We start from the raw sequence: 19,725 nt of genomic DNA on the forward strand, positions 1-19,725 counted from the left end.
AACAAGAAAGAATGACAAGGACAGTTAACATAATGATTTCTCGTTGGTTAGTGAGTGGCTTAGGTGTTGTCGGTACTGTGATCAGTTTTCAGCTGTTTGCATCCACCGCGACACAGATTGATCAATCTCAGCAGGCTGAACAAGCTCATAAAAGGCCAACCGTTGCTGTCGTTCTTGCTGGTGGTGGGGCAAAAGGTGCAGCTCACATTGGTGTGCTTAAAGCTCTAGAAGAGATGCAAATCCCGGTTGATTACATTACCGGTACCAGTATGGGCTCATACGTTGGTGGTCTTTATGCGACAGGGATGAGCGCAGACGAGATCGAGAGCTTTATTTATACGGTTGATTGGAATCGCGGTTATCGTGATCGCGTTAACCGTAGTGATCGCCGCGTACGTGACAAAGAATATGAAGACCGCTACCAACTGAACACCGATCTCGGCTTAGGTTGGGGCGAAATCAAAGCAAGGAAAGGGGTGGTGCAAGGCCAGAATATGTTGCGTATTCTGCGTGAGACCACGGGTAATCTATCCTCATTCGATTCTTTCGACCATCTTGCTATCCCATACCGTTCAGTCGCAACTGACATTATCGAACTTGAAGAGGTGGTCATCGATCATGGCCACCTTGTTGATGCCATGATGGCGAGTATGTCAGTTCCCGGCGCGCTTCCCCCTTATGACCTCGATGGTCGAATGCTGGTTGATGGTGGTGTCACCAATAACATGCCCGTCGACGTAGCCAGAGCGATGGGTGCAGACATTGTCATTGCGGTGGATATCAGTACCAATTACAAAGGCAAAGAAGACTTCACGAATTTTCTAGCCGCAGCTGACCAACTCTCTAATTATCTTGTTCAACGCAGCACCCAAGAGCAAGCTGAAACACTCACAGACGATGATGTCTTCCTGCGCCCAGATGTTGGGGAAATGGAGACGACAGAATTTGATAAAATGCCATCGGCTTTCCTCGCGGGCTATGAAGCTGCTAAGCAGCATACTGATGAACTTTCTAAGCTATCGCTCTCAAATGCCGATTATCAGCATTATATCGAGGACAAACAAAAAGCGCGCAGACAGCTAAAACACGGCGATGAGACCGTCGTTGACCGAGTTGTTATCAATAACAATACCCACTATTCCGATAAGCTGATCGAAAACCGTTTAAACCTTGATTCAGGTGAGATTCTGAAGACCAGTGAAATTGAATCTAAAGTACAAGACCTCTATGCGCTAGATAGATTCGAGTTGGTGACTTATGAATTTGACACGGTAGATAGCGAGGAGCAACTGCTGGTCGATGTGAACGAAAAATCTTGGGGCCCAAACTACCTCAACTTTCGATTCTTTCTTGAAGATGATTTCTCGACTACCAGTCAGTACTCGCTCGGTGTCTCAGCCAACTTTACTGATATTAATAAGCATGGTGCAGAGCTAAGAACCAATATCGAGATGGGAACGGACAAGCGAATTGAAGCGGAACTTTACTCGCCATTCTTTTCGAGTCAAAAGCTGTTTACTTCTGCATCGATTGTTTACAGTAAGGAAAACAGAAACTTGCCAGTGGTTGAGGGGGAGGTTGGAGAGCCGACATTAGATGCGACTATAAACTATGTTCCACTGACTTATAGTCAATATGTTAGTGAATTGGCTTTAGGCTATCAGCCTACCTTGTGGCAAGAACTGAAATTTGGTGCTCGTTATACTGATGGGGATTTTGAGGTTTCTTCGCTACCATCTTTTGGTAACGGAGCGTATGCACGTATAGGTGCGTTTATTAGTTATCGACTCGATACTTTAGATAATTTTAGTTTGCCAACGGAAGGTTACTTTGTTGATCTTGAGTACCTTGTTTCTCATGATGATTTTGAGGACAACACGTCTGGAGATAGCCCGGAGCTAGCGGCTGAAAGCGATACTGTTTACGAATTTTCGGCTAATTTCATGGCTGCAAAAAGTTATGAACGACATACTTTAGTCGGAAAGGTTGATTACGGCATTGTAGAGAGCAAAAATTCGATTTTCCCTATTGATCCTAAAGAGCTTGGTGGCTTCTTAAACCTGTCAGGTATTCCAAGGAACAGTATGATTGGTCAGAACTTGGCTTATACCAGTCTTACTTATCGTTATAAGTGGTTTGAAAATGACTTCGGACTCTTTGAATCACCATTCTACGTGGGCGCATCCATTGAGCATGGTGGTGTTTGGTCGAACAATGATTTGAGTATTGATGAAGCGCCAATGTACACCGCGGGTTCTGTTTTCGCGGGTGTTGATTCTCCAATCGGGCCGATCATTTTAGCTTATGGCCGAACCGAAGATAATTTCGATTCGGTGTATCTGATTGTAGGTACGTCCTACAAATAATCATGCGCAGAGTCGCCATTTAAGTGCGTAATTAGGCAAAAATAGTGGGACTTTCGTCTTAACTTGCTATGTTGGTCAAAATGATAAGATTTTAATTTAACGTTAAATTTGCTATTCTACCGCCCACAGTTTGGCCTCTATGACGCCGCTCATCAATACAAATTGAATGACAAAAATGGCAATGGAGAGCCAAGTTTCCAAGGATGTTCACTTCTTTATTTTACTAACAATTATGAAGGGAAGAAGTGAACCGCAATGAGAGGAAAAAAGTCGTGCTTGAAGCCTACCGTAAACACGTCGAAGAACGTGCTGCCGAAGGAGTTGTTCCAAAACCACTAGATGCTGAGCAGGTAGCTGGCCTAGTTGAACTTCTGAAGAATCCACCTCAAGGTGAAGAAGAAATCATTCTTGACCTACTAGAAAATCGCATTCCACCGGGTGTAGATGAAGCTGCTTACGTAAAAGCTGGCTTCCTTACGGCTATCACTAAAGGTGAAGTAGCTTCGCCACTAGTAAGCAAAGCAAAAGCTGCAGAACTGCTTGGTACCATGCAAGGCGGTTACAACATCGAATCTCTAGTATCTCTACTAGACGATGCTGAGCTTGCTCCAATCGCTGTTAAAGCGCTATCTCATACTCTACTGATGTTCGATGCGTTCTATGACGTAGAAGAGAAAGCGAAAGCTGGCAATGCTGCTGCACAACAAGTACTTCAATCTTGGGCTGATGCTGAATGGTTTACAGCGAAAGATAAAGTAGCAGAAAAAATCACAGTAAAAGTATTTAAAGTCACTGGTGAAACGAACACCGATGACCTATCTCCAGCGCCTGATGCATGGTCACGTCCTGACATCCCAGTACACGCGAAAGCGATGCTGAAGATGGAACGTGATGGCATTACTCCTGATGAACAGGGTAGCGTTGGTCCAATCAAACAAATTGAAGAAATGCAAAAAGATGGCATTCCACTGGCTTACGTTGGTGATGTTGTTGGTACAGGTTCTTCACGTAAATCGGCAACAAACTCAGTACTTTGGTTCATGGGTGAAGATATCCCATTCGTACCAAACAAGCGTACTGGCGGTGTTTGTCTTGGTGGTAAAATTGCACCAATCTTCTACAACACAATGGAAGATTCAGGCGCACTACCCATTGAACTGAACGTACAAGACATGAACATGGGCGATATCATTGATATCTACCCGTACGAAGGTGTTGTTCACAAGAACGGTTCTGTGATCTCAAACTTTGAGCTAAGCAAAGTACTTCTTGATGAAGTGCGTGCTGGTGGCCGTATTCCACTGATCATCGGTCGTGGTCTAACGGGTCGTGCTCGTGACGCTCTAGGTCTAGCTGAAACGGATCTGTTTGCTAAACCAATCGATCCATCTGCATCTGATAAAGGCTACACGCTAGCTCAGAAGATGGTTGGGAAAGCATGTGGCGTTGAAGGTGTTCGTGCTGGTCAGTACTGTGAACCTAAAATGACGACAGTCGGTTCTCAAGATACGACCGGTCCTATGACTCGTGATGAGCTTAAAGATCTGGCGTGTCTTGGTTTCTCTGCAGACCTTGTAATGCAGTCTTTCTGTCACACATCGGCATACCCTAAACCAGTCGATGTAAACACTCACCATACGCTACCTGATTTCATCATGAATCGTGCGGGTGTTTCACTTCGTCCGGGTGATGGCGTTATCCACTCATGGCTAAACCGTATGCTTCTTCCTGATACTGTAGGTACAGGTGGTGACTCGCATACTCGTTTCCCTCTAGGTATTTCATTCCCTGCGGGTTCTGGCTTGGTAGCATTTGCTGCAGCAACAGGCGTTATGCCTCTTGATATGCCTGAATCTATCTTGGTTCGCTTTAAAGGTGAAATGCAACCGGGTATCACGCTACGTGACCTAGTACATGCCATTCCTCTTTACGGCATCAAGCAAGGCCTACTAACGGTAGAGAAAGCCGGTAAGATCAACGAATTCTCTGGTCGTGTACTAGAAATTGAAGGTGTTGAGCACTTATCTGTTGAGCAAGCATTTGAGCTTTCTGATGCATCTGCTGAGCGTTCTGCTGCAGGTTGTACCGTTAAGCTTTCTGAAGAGTCTATCTCTGAGTACTTGAACTCGAACATCGTGATGCTGAAGTGGATGATCGCTGAAGGTTACGGTGATGTTCGTACGATTGAGCGTCGTATTACAGCAATGGAAGAGTGGCTAGCTAACCCTGAGTTGCTGTCTGCTGATTCAGATGCGGAATACGCGCACGTTATCGAGATTGACCTTGCTGATATCGATCAACCAATCCTATGTGCACCAAACGATCCAGATGATGCTCGTCTTCTATCTGACGTTCAAGGCACAGAGATTCAAGAAGTGTTCATCGGTTCTTGTATGACCAACATCGGCCACTTCCGTGCCGCTGGTAAGATGCTAGAAGAGTTTAACGGCTCGCTAAATACTCGCCTATGGGTGGCTCCGCCAACGAAGATGGATAAAGACCAACTGACAGAAGAAGGCTACTACGGCATCTTCGGTCGTGCTGGCGTACGTATCGAAACTCCTGGCTGTTCACTATGTATGGGTAACCAAGCTCGTGTTGCTGATGCTTCGACGGTTATGTCGACGTCAACGCGTAACTTCCCGAACCGCTTAGGTAATGGCGCGAACGTTTATCTGGCTTCTGCTGAGCTTTCTGCTGTTGGCGCGATTCTAGGTCGCATCCCAACGAAAGAAGAGTACTTAGAGTACGCTGAGAAGATTAATGCAACCGCTGCTGATACATACCGTTACCTGAACTTCCATAAAATGGGTCAGTACACGGAAAAAGCAGACACGGTTATCTTCCAAGAGCCTGCGTAACGTCTGATTTTGTTGTAAATATAATTAAGGCCGCTGTGAATAGCGGCCTTAATTGCTTTTAGCATACAGCGAAAATTGCTTTTAGCTTACAGAGAGCTCGATTAGTGCTTAATCGTATACATTGCTGCAACATTGCGAGCAGTAAGTTCAATATTTTCAGCCGCTTCAGCCAAAGCTGTCGGCAAGTCTACTGAACGGTTCACTACCGCAAATACCGCGTCGATACCATGCTCATGAACCACACCACAATCACTGGCTAGACAGCCGGCAATACCGATGACAGGCAGTTTATGTTTTTTGGCTGTGCGAGCGACACCAATCGGTGTTTTGCCATGAATGGTTTGGCTATCAATGCGCCCCTCTCCTGTAATCACAAGATCAGCATCTGAGACTATTTCATCTAAATTGACGGCGTCCATTACGATGTTAATACCAGGGCGAAGCTCCGCATTTAACAGGCCAACAAGTGCCGCGCCTAGACCGCCTGCCGCGCCAGCACCAGGGAGATCAATGACATCGACGCCTAACTGGTTTTTCATGATACTGGCATAATGAGCAAGGTTAGCATCTAACAGCTCAACCATTTCTGGTGTTGCGCCTTTTTGCGGACCGAATACCTGTGATGCCCCTTTTGGTCCGCATAATGGATTATCGACATCACAAGCGACCTCTAAGCGTACGTTTTGTAGGCGTGGGTCGAGGTTGGTGAGATCAATGGTTGTCAGTTTTGACACTTCACCACCACCAAACACCAGCTCGTGACCCTCTGCATCTAGCATACGAATGCCTAGCGCTTGAGCCATTCCTAAGCCACCATCATTGGTCGCACTACCACCAATGCCAATAATAATATGCTCAACACCTTTATCTAATACGGCTTTGATCAACTCACCCGTACCATAGGTAGTGGTTTTTAGTGGATTACGTTGTTCTGGAGAGACTAAATCTAGGCCGGAAGCGGCCGCCATTTCAATAATGGCAGTTTTACCGTCACCGAACATACCGTAGAAGCCTTCGACAATTTCACCTAATGGACCAATCACTGGATGTTGGATGATATAGCCATTGGTCGCATCCACCAGAGATTGTACTGTGCCTTCACCACCATCAGCCATTGGTAATTTTACGTATTCGGCGTTTGGTATTAGCTGTTTAAAGCCATCTTCAATCGCTTGAGCAACGCCCATTGCTGATAGGCTTTCTTTATATGAGTCAGGAGCAATTACAATTTTCATTTTGATACCTTTAAACTTAAACAAACAGACCAAATACACCGAAGATCATTACTGAGACGAAGGCGATAACAAGACCGACCGCTGACTCATAAGGGATGAGTTTTAGACGTTCATGAATACTCATATGTACCGCACCACCCGTGGCATGGAAGAAGCTACCATGTGGCATATGGTCAAGTACTGTCGCACCAGAGTGGATCATTGCTGCGCCTGCGAGAGCTGGAACACCTAGCTCAAGAATGGTGCTGGCAAATACATTCGATGCCACTACTGTTCCGGCAGTTGTCGATGCGGTTGATAGTGCCATCAGTGCGCCAGAAAACGGAGCAAGTAAGTAAGAAGGCAGCCCAGACATCGTCAGCACTTCAATCAGATCAGCTTTTAGTCCTGAGTTAGCAATGATGCCTGCAATGGTTCCTGTGCCCAGTAGCATTACAGCAACCGGTGCCATACGTGACAAGCCTGAAACCGCAAAGCTATTGGCTTGTTTGAAGCGACCCATAGCCAGTGCACCCAGCAATCCACCCAAGGGTAATGCAATTAGAGGATCAACATTGATATCAGCGAGTGGTCGCAGCGCGAGTAGGGCAATAGCCACTAACGGTGCAACGATTGAAGAAGAAAAGCTTGGCAGTGAACTTTGATCCGCTTTGACCACTTCACTTTCCGCTACTTTTGAACCTTTATTGACGAGGCGCTTTGCCAAGAAGTAGGCGAAAAGCAGCCCAAATAGACCCGGAATCACGCCTGCAGCCATCACAGAGGTTAACGGAACATTGAACGCATCAGCCGCCGCAATGGCATTTGGGTTAGGCGACATGACATTACCTGCTTTACCGCCGCCCACCATCGCCAAAAGGATCGCGGTTTTAGAAAGGTCTGCGCGGCGAGCAATAGCCAGTGCAATAGGAGAAACCGTGATAACGGCCACATCAACGAAAACGCCAACAGCGGTTAAAATCATGGTCGCAATGGCAAGAGCAAGTAAGGCGCGAGTTTCGCCTACTTTTTTGATGATGGATTCTGCAATCGAGGTAGCCGCCCCTGATTCAATTAGTACGCCGGCCAACACACCAGCGGCGAGAATTCGCATCACTGAAGTGACGATCCCTTGGGCACCACCTATCATTAACTCAACGGTTTCGGTGAGAGAAACGCCGCCAACCACGCCGCCAACCAAAGCACCGATGATCATGCCGTAGGTGGGTGGCACTTTTTTAAGAATGAGCGCGATAGCAACAATCAATGCTGAAAGTGCGCCAAGAGTTGAAACTTCAATCATGTTCTATTTCCCAGATAACGATGTGTCATTTTCGGCAAATATAAAGATATAGGGTTGGTAAGTCTTTGTCATTCTCTACAAATAAGTGCTCAAATCGGTCCTTTTAAATTGTGCAGTTGCACATTTTTTAGCTCGACCAGTGGAATAGATTTATTGCAATGTAGAGTTGAAATAGATCGTCTATATTGTTGATATTTAATGATGTTATTTGGTTTATCTTGTCTGTTCGATAGCGTAGCGTATTGCGATGGATATGTAGTTCGTTACAGGTGAGAGCTGAATCACAGTTCTGCTTTAAATATGTCTTCAAAGTTTTGATCAGTATCCCTTTACTGTCCTGTTGTTGAAGATGTAGGTAAGACTGCTCCAGTTGCTCACGAATCCATGGATCTTGTAACAGGCTACTCATAATGGCCGGCAGTCGATAGTCTTGATAGAAAAACATGTCTCCGGGGCGGTTACCGACACTGCGCATAGTGAGCTCAGCGGTATCATATGAGCGTGCTAAACCAGAAAGTCCGGTAAAGTAATCCCCAAGCGCAATCTTGATTTGAAACTTAGCTTCTTTCTTTATTCTTTTGAGTAGCAATTTCACGCGCTTGGCTTCTGCATCCTTGGACCAGCTGTTCCCTATCAGGGTTATAGGCTTGAGTACCACCACTTCGTTTTGTGAAACAGACAAGATACCGACTAAATTATCGCGCTCGGGATATTCAAGTAAATGTACTAATTGCTGTAAGTTTTCCAATGAAGGCGCAGTGTCTCCTATCGGTAACACCTTGACGATGGCGGCAATCCGCGGTTGTGCAAGGTCGAGATCCAGACGCTGTGCGATGGATTGCAGTTGCATGTCATTAAGCGTGCTACCTCGGATTAATTGCAATACCAATTCTTCACGATGCCTCTTATTCCATTCTACTTGAGACATAAGTACAGCTTGTTCAACAATAAGCTCAGCGGTCATCTTCACCAGCTCACCAAAATGATGAACTTGCTGCAGTGTCCCAGAAACCCCAATCGCCCCAATGACATTATCCTGAAATAGAATCGGTAAATTAACTCCAGGCTTAACCCCTTTTAGGTGTTCGGCAGTGGCTTCGTCAATATTAACGACTCGTGATTCGGTGATGGCAAGTACCGCTCCTTCATGTTTTTGGTATAAGCGAGTAGGATCACTGGATCCAATAATGCGACCTTTATTATCCATCACATTAATCGAGTGTGGGATGATCTTCATGGTTCGTTCGACAATTTGTTTGGCAATCATTTCGTTCAACTGCATAGAGCCCTCCTCTTCATTGACTGTGTAGGTTGGATCGTAACGATAAATTCGTCAATACGCTCGTTTCTGACAAGACAATGGTATACTCAGAAATAGTATCGCTTGAGTATTAATGCAGTATAGGTTGAGTTATGGAGTTTGAATTTACTAGAAACACTCTAATGGGTGAATACTATGTGAAATGCAGCATGGGCCATGAGATTGTTGGCCGTTGGCTTCAAGAAGAGATCGGTAAAGATAAGCAAAAATTAGATCATGTGATGGCGTTGATTGAGCAATCTCGACAGGACTTGAGCAATGAAGTGACGTTGCTTGGCAAAGAGATTAGCCTTGCGATTAATGAAGACGAAGTAACGATTCAAGAAAACGTGTTAGCGCATGAGCAAGAGATGGAAGAGGGCAGTGAGTTCGACTTCTATAACTGTGAAAGCCAAGCAAGCTGTGGAATCGACGATTTCGAACTGCTCATCGAACGCTGGATGGATTTTTTAGGTTACTAGTCCTAAGACCTATTTGTTAGTCATTCAGAGCTTTGAAGGCTCCGTTGCCCAAAACTGGAGCAATAAGAGCATCGCGCATTAAGATAGTGAAAAGGCTGCACCATGTTGGTGCGGCCTTTTTCGTTATTACGACCTTATTATCTTCATCTTATTTAAAATCAAGCACTTAACTTTTTGGCACGCTACTTGGATTGTAATAAGAGAATTAACGGATTAAGTAAGAATTTAAGGAACGAATATGAAATTAATAAATGCCATTGTTAAGCCATTCAAATTAGACGATGTACGCGAAGCGCTCTCTGATGTGGGTATTGAAGGTATGACTGTTTCTGAAGTGAAAGGCTTTGGTCGTCAGAAGGGACATACTGAATTGTATCGTGGTGCAGAGTACCAAGTGGATTTCCTACCAAAGGTGAAGCTAGAGATTGCTACCCAAGCTGAGAATGTTGACCGAGTTGTCGAAGCGATTAGCCAAGCGGCACACACCGGAAAAATCGGCGACGGCAAAATTTTTGTGTATGACCTAAGCCAAGCCGTACGAATTCGTACTGGTGAAATGGATGCTGAAGCACTTTAAAGAATTACAAGGACTGGAGACTTTAATATGGAACTTACAACAACAGTAACGGAACTACGTTACGCACTAGACACTTTTTTCTTCCTCATTTCAGGTGCGTTGGTAATGTGGATGGCAGCAGGCTTCGCGATGTTAGAAGCTGGCCTAGTTCGTTCAAAGAACACCACAGAAATTTTAACTAAGAACATCTGTTTGTACGCAATTGCTTGTACTGCTTTCTTAGTGGTTGGTTACAACATCATGTATGTCGACAACGGTGAAGGCGGTTGGTTGCCATCATTTGGTACTCTAATTGGTACACAAGGTGAAGGCGCAGACCACTCTCTAGAATCAGACTTCTTCTTCCAGGTAGTATTCGTTGCAACAGCAATGTCTGTAGTATCTGGTGCGGTTGCTGAGCGTATGAAGCTTTGGTCATTCCTAATCTTCTCTGTAGTACTAACAGCGTTCATTTACCCTGTTGAAGGTTATTGGACTTGGGGCGGTGGTTTCCTATCAGAAGCGGGTTTCAGTGACTTCGCAGGTTCAGGTATCGTACACATGGCTGGTGCAGCAGCAGCGTTAGCTGGTGTTCTACTACTAGGTGCTCGTAAAGGTAAATACGGTAAGAACGGTGAAATCTACCCGATTCCTGGTTCAAACATGCCACTTGCAACGCTAGGTACATTTATCCTTTGGTTCGGTTGGTTCGGTTTCAACGGCGGTTCTCAACTGATGGTTTCGGATTTTGAGAACGCAACAGCAGTAGGTCAAATCTTCCTTAACACCAACGCAGCAGCAGCAGCAGGCGCAATTGCAGCACTACTAGTATGTAAAACAACTTGGGGTAAAGCAGACCTAACAATGATTCTTAACGGCGCGTTAGCTGGCCTAGTAGCAATCACTGCAGACCCTCTATCACCATCACCTCTATTTGCTGTAGCGATTGGTTCGGTATCTGGTGCATTGGTTGTATTCAGCATCATCGCTCTAGACAAAGCTAAGATTGATGATCCAGTAGGTGCTATCTCTGTACACGGTGTATGTGGTTTCTTCGGTCTAATGGCTGTGCCACTAAGCAACGCTGATGCAACGTTTGGTGCTCAGCTAATGGGTGCAGCAGTCATCTTTGCATGGGTATTCGGTGCTAGCCTAGCAGTATGGGCGGTGCTTAAAGCAACAATCGGTATCCGAGTAACGGAAGATGAAGAACTTGAAGGTATGGACATGCACGATTGTGGTGTCGGCGCTTACCCTGAGTTTGTATCAGTAAAATAATCAACAGTCGTCGCCTAATCTGAATGGGTTAGGTTGGACAAAGAAAGCCCCGCAACTCTTGTTGCGGGGCTTTGTTGTATTTACGGTTGCACAATATATAAACACGAACGTTGAAGTTAGGCTCATTGTTTAAGGGGAACGACAAGACACAAAGTTGAAATGGTTTGTTACAAAAGTGAGAGTTTGAATGGTCTGAGTAGACGGATTTTTTGTTGGTCGTCATTGTAATTATATTAATGATGAATATAATAACGCAACTGATAGACATTATCATTTCGATATAAAGGATTTTACAATGAAGAAACTGCTAACACTTTCAGCTCTAGCGTGTGGTGTAATTGCCCCGACAGCAATGGCTGCGGAAGAAGTAAACGTATACTCTTACCGTCAACCTTTCCTTGTTGAGCCAATGTTCAAAGAGTTCACAAAAGAGACTGGTATTAAAGTAAACGTTAAGTTTGCTAAAAAAGGTTTAGCAGAGAAGTTAGCTCAAGAGGGTGAATACAGCCCAGCTGACGTTGTCTTAACTGTAGATATCAGCCGTCTATCTGAGCTAACTAAACAAGGTCTGGTTCAATCTGTAGAAAGCGATGTACTTGAAAAGAACATCCCAGCTCAATACCAAGATACAGATAACGAGTGGTTCGCTCTAACAACTCGTACACGTAGCGTTTATTCTTCACGTGACCGTGTTGGTCGTCTAGGTGAAGAGTTCACTTACGAAGATCTAACTAAGCCTGAATTTAAAGGCAAAATCTGTACTCGTAGTGGTAAGCACCCATACAATGTTTCTCTAGTATCTTCGATGATTGCTCACAAAGGTGAAGCTGAAACGAAAGAGTGGCTAGAAGGCGTAAAAGCTAACCTAGCACGCAAGCCTCAAGGTAACGATCGTGCACAAGTTAAAGCGATTAAAGAAGGCCTATGTGATGTTGCTCTTGGTAACAGCTACTACCTAGGCAAGATGGTTAACGATAAAGAGCAAAAAGCTTGGGCTGACGCTGTTTACATTAACTTCCCTAACCAAGAGACAACGGGTACTCACGTGAATATCTCTGGTATGGCAATGGCTAAATACTCTCCAAACGAAGAGAATGCCGTTAAGCTAATGGAATTCCTATCGGGTAACACAGCACAAAGCATGTATGCAGAAGTGAACTATGAATACCCAGTGAAAGCTGATGTTAAACCTTCTGAGCTTGTTGCTTCATGGGGCGAGTTCAAAGCGGATACTATTTCTCTAGATGAAATTGCAAACCACCACGCGGCTGCAATCAAGCTATTAGACGAAGTTAAGTTCGATCTATAATTTATTACGGTAGGCTCCGGCCTAAGTAAAATGACAACCTCAAGTCGCCATTTTGGTTACTTGGGGTTGTTTGTTATTGGAAAATCACTTTTTGATACAAAGCACCCCGTTGATCCCTTGAGTTATTAGCATCTCACCTTGAAGTCATTAGAGTATATGGGTATAAATAACCCCACCATTAAAAGGATATGAGATGTATTTGCAAATGCATTTGTGTTTCATTAAGCCTCGTTGTAGTTAGGCGATGAAAGAAAAGAATTATTTATGGAACACCAGTAGCGGCATTATTGCTGTATTACTGGTTTTACCGATCTTAGCGATTTTTACGACGGCTGTTGGAGAAACAGATGAGCTATTTTCTCATCTGATGTCCACGGTGATGCCTACCTATGCCTACAACACGGTGGTTTTAGTCATAGGAACCATGTTTCTGTCTTTAGTTTTTGGTATTCCGTCGGCCTGGGTTATGGCAATGTGCCGTGTTCCGGGAGAGCGTGTTTTGCAGTGGGCACTCGTCCTGCCATTAGCAATGCCAGGCTATATTGTTGGCTATATCTTTACCGATTGGTTCGACTTTGCCGGCCCTGTTCAGGTTCTACTGCGAGATCTTACTGGGTGGGGACCCGGTGAGTATTGGTTCCCGGATATTAGAACCTTATCCGGCGCTATTATTGTTCTGTCTCTCGTTCTCTATCCTTATGTTTATTTGCTGTGCCGCGCGGCATTTATGGAGCAAAACGTCTCCTTATTACAATCTGCTCGTTTGCTAAAATGCTCTCCTTGGGAAAGCTTCCGTCGTATCTCCTTACCACTTGTTCGTCCATCAATGGCTGTCGGTTTATCGCTTGTTGCTATGGAGACCATCGGTGACTTTGGTACCGTGAGTTACTTTGCGGTAAATACTTTAACGACTGCGGTTTATGATACTTGGCTAGGCTACTCAAGCTTAACGGCAGCTGCGAAAATATCGGCAATCATGCTGGTTATCGTGATCCTATTATTGAGCTCAGAGCGATACAGTCGCCGTAAGCAGAAGCTATTCCAGAACCAGTTCAGCAGCCGCGAAGATTTTCGTTACAACCTCTCTGGTTGGAAAAAATGGCTGGCACTATTCTGGTGCTGGGGACTAGTTTGCGTTGCGTTCTTATTCCCTCTTGGCCAGCTCATTATTTACGCCTACAAATATTTTGCTCAAAGCTGGACCCCTGAATTCAGAGAATATGCCATCAACAGCCTTTACGTTTCGGTAGCTGCTGCGATTATTGGCGTGATTATCGCGATGATTGTTAACTTTAACCAACGCGTTAGTCCGAGTAAGAAGAATCAGGCTTATATGCGCCTCGCTTCGATGGGCTATGCCGTCCCAGGCACCGTGTTAGCGATTGGTGTGATGGTACCTGTTTTGTTCATGGATCACTTAGTCAATGATATTGCCAAAGTGATGGAGTGGGGACGTCCGGGGCTGATTTTCTCTGGTTCCATGTTTGCGCTTATCTTTGCAATGGTGGTGCGTTTTTCTGCAGTGGCGATTGGCAGTATTGAAAGTAGCTTGAGTAAAGTATCTCCTTCATTGGATATGGCTTCTAAAACCATGGGTTGCAATACCAACCAGATGTTACGTCGTGTTCATTTACCTTTGATTAAACGCGGCGCGCTGATCGCCGGTTTACTGGTGTTTATCGAATCAATGAAAGAGCTAAATGCGGCATTGCTGCTGCGTCCTTTCAACTTCGAAACATTAGCGACCTATGTTTATAACTATGCCTCAGATGAGCACCTCGAATTGGCGGCGATGCCTGCTGTATTACTGGTGTTAGTAGGTTTAATTCCTCTGATCATCGTAAACCGTTCTTTGGAGCAGAAACACTAATGAGTTGTGCATTATCAATTAAAGATCTGACTTGTAAGTATGAGTCGCAAACCATCTTGGAAGCGCTCTCGTTAGAAGTTGAGCATGGTGAAATTGTTTGTCTTCTTGGTGCAAGTGGTTGCGGGAAAACCACCTTACTTAAGGCGATTGCTGGCCTGCTTCCATTGAGTAGTGGCGTAATGAGTTTAAACTGTCAAACCATCGATGATGGCGATAATTGGTTGCCACCGGAGCAACGAAATATCGGTATGATTTTCCAAGACTACGCTCTGTTCCCGCACTTGACGGTCAACCAGAACGTTGGCTTTGGACTAAAAGAACTCTCAGAGCAGCAAAAGAAAGAGAAAGTTCAAGAGATGTTAGAGTTGGTTCATTTAGATGAGTATGGTGAACGATACCCGCATCAACTTTCTGGTGGTCAACAGCAGCGTGTTGCGATTGCCCGATCTTTGGCATACAAGCCTGACTTACTGCTGTTAGATGAACCATTCTCGAACATTGACACTCAAGTTCGTCATGAGCTGATTTCTCAAATTCGTAAGATCTTTAAGAAGCAGGGTGTGACCGCTATTTTTGTGACTCACAGTCGCGAAGAGGCATTTGCTTTTGCAGATAAGATGGCTGTGATGAACCATGGTGTGATTGAACAGTATGGTTCGGCATCTGAGTTGTATTTCCACCCTTCGAGTAAGTTCGTTGCTGATTTCTTGGGTGGCGGTAGCTACTTAAAGGCACAGCGTATTTCGGAGCATGAATTTGAAACCAGTTTGGGTATGGTTGAAGCCAAACCGCAAACGGAGATTGAGTTCGGCAATACATGTGAGCTTCTGCTAAGGCCCCAGCATATCCAAGCAAGTTACGAGCAAGATAGTGCTATTTCGGTGCTAGAACAGCAATTTATGGGTGATCACTGTCGTTATGTAATCGAAGCGCATGGTCAGAAGTTATTAGCAACCTCGTCAGAAGCACTTGAAGTGGGTATGCCGGTCAATGTAAAAGTCGATACCAAAGGCGTATTGGCTTTTTAAAGAGATATAACGCGATACTAATCGTTACAAGAATCGCGATAAAAAAGCCCAGCACTTTAATCAAAGTACTGGGCAAGAGTTCTTCACTTATAGGCTTTAACAAGGCAGTGATTTGTTAAGTCCCATACAAAACTGCTGCACTCTATAAGCCTATAGAGAGAGGAAGTCTTTCACTTTTTGAAGAACACGTTCTGCAGTGTCTTTATCTTCCATTTCTGCGAAGATTCGTAGTAACGGCTCTGTTCCTGAGAAGCGAGCAATGACCCAGCCGCCATTCTTGAAGTACACCTTGGCACCATCTTCATAGCTGACTCTTTCAATTTCGTATTCAAATTCAGGCAGTTGCTTCTCGACGTAGATCTTAGTGTAGAGCGCTTCTTTCTCTGAAGGTTTAAACTTATAATCGCCTTCTGCGGTGTAGGCATAGCCATATTTAGAGTAAATCTCATCAAGTAATTCAGACAGCTTCTTGCCTGTCACACTGATCATCTCAACCAGTAAGCTTGAAGCAAATACGCCATCCTTACCTCTGATATGACCACGAATGGTTAAACCCCCCGAACTTTCGCCGCCAATCAGAGAGTCATCGGCCTCCATTTGTGAGCTGATGTGCTTAAAGCCTACAGGAACCTCAAAGCTCTTCTCACCATGATCCGCCGCGACTTTATCCAGTAGATGTGTGGTTGCGATGTTACGAACGACAGAGCCCTTCCAACCTTTGTATTCCAGCAAGTAGTAGTAAAGTAGGAGTAGTACTTCGTTAGGGTGAATGAAGTGACCTTTCTCATCGATGATTCCCAAACGGTCGGCATCGCCATCAGTACCAATACCAATGTCATAGCCTTCTGCTGCAACTAAGTGCTTCAAGCGATAGAGCGTTGCTGCGCTAGGAGAAGGCATTAGGCCACCGAAGTCTGGGTTTTTACCATCGTTGATTACGTCGACATCACAACGACCGTTGATAAGAACCGTTTGCAGAGCGTTTTTCGCCACACCAAACATTGGGTCGATCAGCACGCGTAGATTCGCTTTCTTAATCGATTCAATATCGATGGCATTAATGATGGAATCAACAAAGGCGTTCATCGGGTTGATGATTTCGATCTCTTTGTCATTCAACGCTTGCTCGAAATCGACACGAATAATATCTTCGTTGGTCAGTGTTGCGATTTGCTGTTCGATCTTCTCTGTGATGATCTCATCAGCATCACGGCCACCTTCAATGAATACCTTGATGCCATTGTAATCGGCTGGGTTGTGAGAGGCGGTAATACACGCCGAGTAGGTGCATCCCATCTCTTTTGCTTGGAACATCACGATAGGTGTTGGAACAAACTTATCGATGAAGCTTACTTTGATGTTGTTCGCCGCAAGTACTTCTGCAAACCAACATGCGGCTTTATCGGAAAGGAAACGACGGTCATAGCCGATCACAAACCCATTCTTGGCTGCATCTTCGTTGTTGATGATGTTAGCGAGTGCTTGCGCTACCAAACGGACGTTTTCTCTAGTGAACTCCTCACCAATGAAAGCGCGCCAGCCACCTGTACCAAATTTAATCATTAGAAAATCCTTTTAGTCTCATTGTCTCAAGCCTGTAAAGACTTGAGACAAGAGCTGTTCGTTAAATTGCGTGACTAGCCTAGAACAACGACAACATCGTTCATGCTGCCTTCTGCTTGTACTGGGATAGCGCCTTCAACTGATTCACCATTGATAGTGATAGAGGCAACGCCTTTGCTTACTGCATTCGGGTTTTGCACTGTGATGTTATAAGTCGCGCCACGCCATTGACGAGTAACCTCGAATTCTGGCCAATCAGTCGGGATACAAGGATCAACCGTTAAGCCTTCAAAGCCTGTACGAACACCAAGAATGAAGTTGGTTACCGCGAAGTAAGCCCAACCAGAGGTGCCTGTTAACCATGGGTGGTTTGCACGGCCGTGGTCTTGGTGGTCTTTACCCATGATGAACTGCACGTACGAGTATGGTTCTGCGTAACGCGTTTCAATCATGTCGTTTTGGTTGTATGGGTTCAGTGCGTCGTAGAATTTCATCGCACGGTCACCACGGCCTAGTTTCGCTTCTGCTACCCAGGCCCATGGGTTAGGGTGAGAGAAGATTGCGCCGTTCTCTTTTACGCCTTGGTAAACGCGAGTTACGAAACCGATATCATCGTTTGGTGTTGCAAATGAAGGAGAGTTTAGGTGTAGGCCGTATTCTGAGAAAAGGTTCTCATCAACAGCGTCCATCGCTTTCTCACCGCGTTCTTGAGATACAGCACCAGATAGAACGGCTAGCGTGTTTGACTCAAGGTGTACACGACCTTCAGCTTGTTGAGCGGTACCGATCTTGTCGCCATTTTTAGTTAGACCACGGATGTACCAGCCGCCTTCGTCATCCCAAAGGTGCGTTTCACACGCTTCGCGAACGTTAGCTGCCATTTCAGTGTATTTCGCAACATCAGCATCGTTATTACGGAACTTAGCAAGATCTAGGAATTCTTGTAGCGCCCAGAAGTGTAGGAATGAAACCATTGAAGATTCACCACCACCTAGGTTCAAACAGTCATTCCAGTCAGCTCGAAGACCTTTACAGATACCCGTTTGACCCACGTATTCAGCAGAGAAGTTCAGTGCCGCTTTCATGTGTTCGTAAACTGTCGCCTCGCCACCGTCTGCGTATGGGATCACTTCATCAAAGAAGTCGTGCTCACCGGTTTCCATTACGTATTTGATAATGGTCGGAACGATCCATAGGTGGTCATCAGAACAGGTATCGTCAATGCCGTGGATCTTGTCGTCATCTGACGGTGTTGGAACAACTGTTGGTGATTTTGATGGCTCAACGTCGGCTTTCTCTGGATCGAACCAGTCAGGATCGAACAAGTGTAGACCGTAGCCCGCTTTCACTTGGCCGCGAAGCAGGTCGATAATACGTTTCTTGGTCATTTGTGGGTTGGCATGGGGTACTGAAATAGCATCTTGAGCCGTATCACGGTAACCAAGACCAGTACGACCGCCAACTTCGATGAATGATGCAAAGCGTGACCAAACCACACAGGTTTCCGCTTGGTATAGCGTCCACGTGTTGATCATTGTGTCTAAGCCTTCGTTTGGCGACTTAACTTGGAATTTGTTGCAACGCTCGTCCCAGTGATCTTTGATGCCTTGGAAAGCGGCGTCTACGTTTGCTGTGTCTTGGTACTTCTCACGTAGGCGTTCACCGTTGCCTTTACCGATACCGAGTACATACGCAAAGCGAACTTCTTCACCGGGTTGAATCGTAAATTGCTTGTGCAGAGAACCACAATGGTTGTAACAAGTTTGAGCGCTGTTAGAACACTTACCGTTTTCAACCGCAATTGGATTTGCTTCATCACGGTACATACCAAGGAAGTTGTCACGTTGGCCATCGTAGCTGTCTGGTGAGAAAGTTGAAGCTAGGTAGTAGAAGCCTTCAAAGTCGTTAGTGTTGTAGTACAGGTCGTATTCCAGAACACCTTCTTGGTAAGACGTGCCCGCAGAGTACAAAGACATCTGATGGTTTTGATTGTCTGATTGAATATGGCTGAAAGAGAACTCAACAAACGAGAAAGTGCTGATAGTACGTGGCTTGTCAGTGTTGTTCTTTAATACAACGTCCCAAACTTCTGCATCTTCACCCTTAGGTACGAATAGCGTCTTGGTTGCGGTAATGCCGCTGTATTCACATTTGAATTTTGAGTATGACAGGCCGTGACGAACTTCGTAGTTCGCTTCATCTAGGCTCTTTGCCACTGGTTGCCAAGAGATAGACCAGTAATCACCCGTCTCATCATCACGCAGGTAAACATAGTGTCCTGGGCGGTCAAAGGTGCCGTTTGGACGGAACTTAGTAACACGGTTGTATTCCGGAGAATTGTAGAACGAGTAACCGCCCGCATTGTGCGAAATCACGGTACAAAACTTTTCAGTACCTAGGTAGTTTGTCCAAGGTGCTGGTACATCAGGGCGAGTGATGACGTATTCGCGATTGTCGTTATCGAAATAGCCGTATTTCATTGTCATTTCCTTTTTAACAAACTGCATCTATGCAGCTAATTTTTAAATAGTGATGCTGAGTCGTATCTAACTGAGCACCTTAATTTGAGTCAGCAACCACTCGATATGAGTGTCG

The 19,725-nt window shown here is 45.2% G+C and carries 13 protein-coding genes; 8 read left to right on the forward strand and 5 right to left on the reverse strand.

The window, feature by feature from the left end:
• Positions 1-32: 32 nt before the first annotated feature.
• Both AB4384_RS00145 and acnB read left to right on the forward strand, forming a co-directional pair.
• Entirely contained in the window at positions 33-2,366 is a 2,334-nt protein-coding gene (locus tag AB4384_RS00145) for a patatin-like phospholipase family protein (RefSeq protein ID WP_372128660.1), read from the forward strand.
• Between the two features lie 272 nt (positions 2,367-2,638).
• Positions 2,639-5,227 carry a bifunctional aconitate hydratase 2/2-methylisocitrate dehydratase gene (acnB, locus tag AB4384_RS00150; protein ID WP_017059425.1) on the forward strand — a complete coding sequence of 863 codons (2,589 nt, stop codon included), beginning with the start codon at positions 2,639-2,641 and terminating at the stop codon, positions 5,225-5,227.
• Positions 5,228-5,328: 101 nt separating this feature from the next.
• Here the strand turns inward: acnB and AB4384_RS00155 are convergent, their stop codons facing one another.
• The 3 genes from AB4384_RS00155 to AB4384_RS00165 all read right to left on the reverse strand — a co-directional run bounded on the left by AB4384_RS00155 (position 5,329) and on the right by AB4384_RS00165 (position 9,026).
• Complete coding sequence (locus tag AB4384_RS00155) at positions 5,329-6,462, reverse strand: glycerate kinase (protein ID WP_372128661.1); 1,134 nt, start codon at positions 6,460-6,462, stop codon at positions 5,329-5,331.
• A 16-nt stretch (positions 6,463-6,478) separates the two neighbouring features.
• On the reverse strand, positions 6,479-7,744 hold the full coding sequence (locus AB4384_RS00160) for a GntP family permease (protein WP_017059423.1): 1,266 nt from the start codon (positions 7,742-7,744) through the stop codon (positions 6,479-6,481).
• Positions 7,745-7,871: 127 nt separating this feature from the next.
• On the reverse strand, positions 7,872-9,026 hold the full coding sequence (locus tag AB4384_RS00165) for a sugar diacid recognition domain-containing protein (RefSeq protein ID WP_017066809.1): 1,155 nt from the start codon (positions 9,024-9,026) through the stop codon (positions 7,872-7,874).
• Between the two features lie 131 nt (positions 9,027-9,157).
• Here AB4384_RS00165 and AB4384_RS00170 point away from each other — a divergent pair, with 131 nt between their 5' ends.
• The 6 genes from AB4384_RS00170 (at position 9,158) to AB4384_RS00195 (ending at position 15,567) form a co-directional block, all read left to right on the forward strand.
• A complete protein-coding gene (locus AB4384_RS00170; protein ID WP_019824378.1) occupies positions 9,158-9,526 on the forward strand; it encodes a YacL family protein in 369 nt (122 codons plus the stop codon).
• Between the two features lie 238 nt (positions 9,527-9,764).
• Positions 9,765-10,103: a P-II family nitrogen regulator gene (gene glnK, locus AB4384_RS00175; RefSeq protein WP_004738200.1), complete on the forward strand. Its 339-nt coding sequence runs from the start codon at positions 9,765-9,767 to the stop codon at positions 10,101-10,103.
• Positions 10,104-10,130: 27 nt separating this feature from the next.
• Positions 10,131-11,360: an ammonium transporter gene (locus tag AB4384_RS00180; RefSeq protein WP_017059420.1), complete on the forward strand. Its 1,230-nt coding sequence runs from the start codon at positions 10,131-10,133 to the stop codon at positions 11,358-11,360.
• 295 nt (positions 11,361-11,655) lie between these two features.
• Positions 11,656-12,669, forward strand: a complete 1,014-nt coding sequence (locus AB4384_RS00185; RefSeq protein ID WP_102319893.1) for a Fe(3+) ABC transporter substrate-binding protein — start codon at positions 11,656-11,658, stop codon at positions 12,667-12,669.
• A gap of 244 nt (positions 12,670-12,913) precedes the next feature.
• Entirely contained in the window at positions 12,914-14,539 is a 1,626-nt protein-coding gene (locus AB4384_RS00190) for an ABC transporter permease (RefSeq protein ID WP_372128662.1), read from the forward strand.
• Positions 14,539-15,567: an ABC transporter ATP-binding protein gene (locus tag AB4384_RS00195; protein ID WP_102394603.1), complete on the forward strand. Its 1,029-nt coding sequence runs from the start codon at positions 14,539-14,541 to the stop codon at positions 15,565-15,567. Before AB4384_RS00190 ends, AB4384_RS00195 begins: the two co-directional genes overlap by 1 nt.
• 150 nt (positions 15,568-15,717) lie before the next feature.
• Here the strand turns inward: AB4384_RS00195 and AB4384_RS00200 are convergent, their stop codons facing one another.
• On the reverse strand, positions 15,718-17,130 hold the full coding sequence (locus AB4384_RS00200) for a phosphoglucomutase/phosphomannomutase family protein (RefSeq protein ID WP_372128664.1): 1,413 nt from the start codon (positions 17,128-17,130) through the stop codon (positions 15,718-15,720).
• 74 nt (positions 17,131-17,204) lie between these two features.
• Entirely contained in the window at positions 17,205-19,610 is a 2,406-nt protein-coding gene (locus AB4384_RS00205; protein WP_372128666.1) for a GH36-type glycosyl hydrolase domain-containing protein, read from the reverse strand.
• Positions 19,611-19,725: the final 115 nt, after the last annotated feature.

This window comes from Vibrio sp. 10N.261.51.A4 (assembly GCF_041471945.1).
Taxonomy (GTDB): domain Bacteria; phylum Pseudomonadota; class Gammaproteobacteria; order Enterobacterales; family Vibrionaceae; genus Vibrio; species Vibrio crassostreae_C.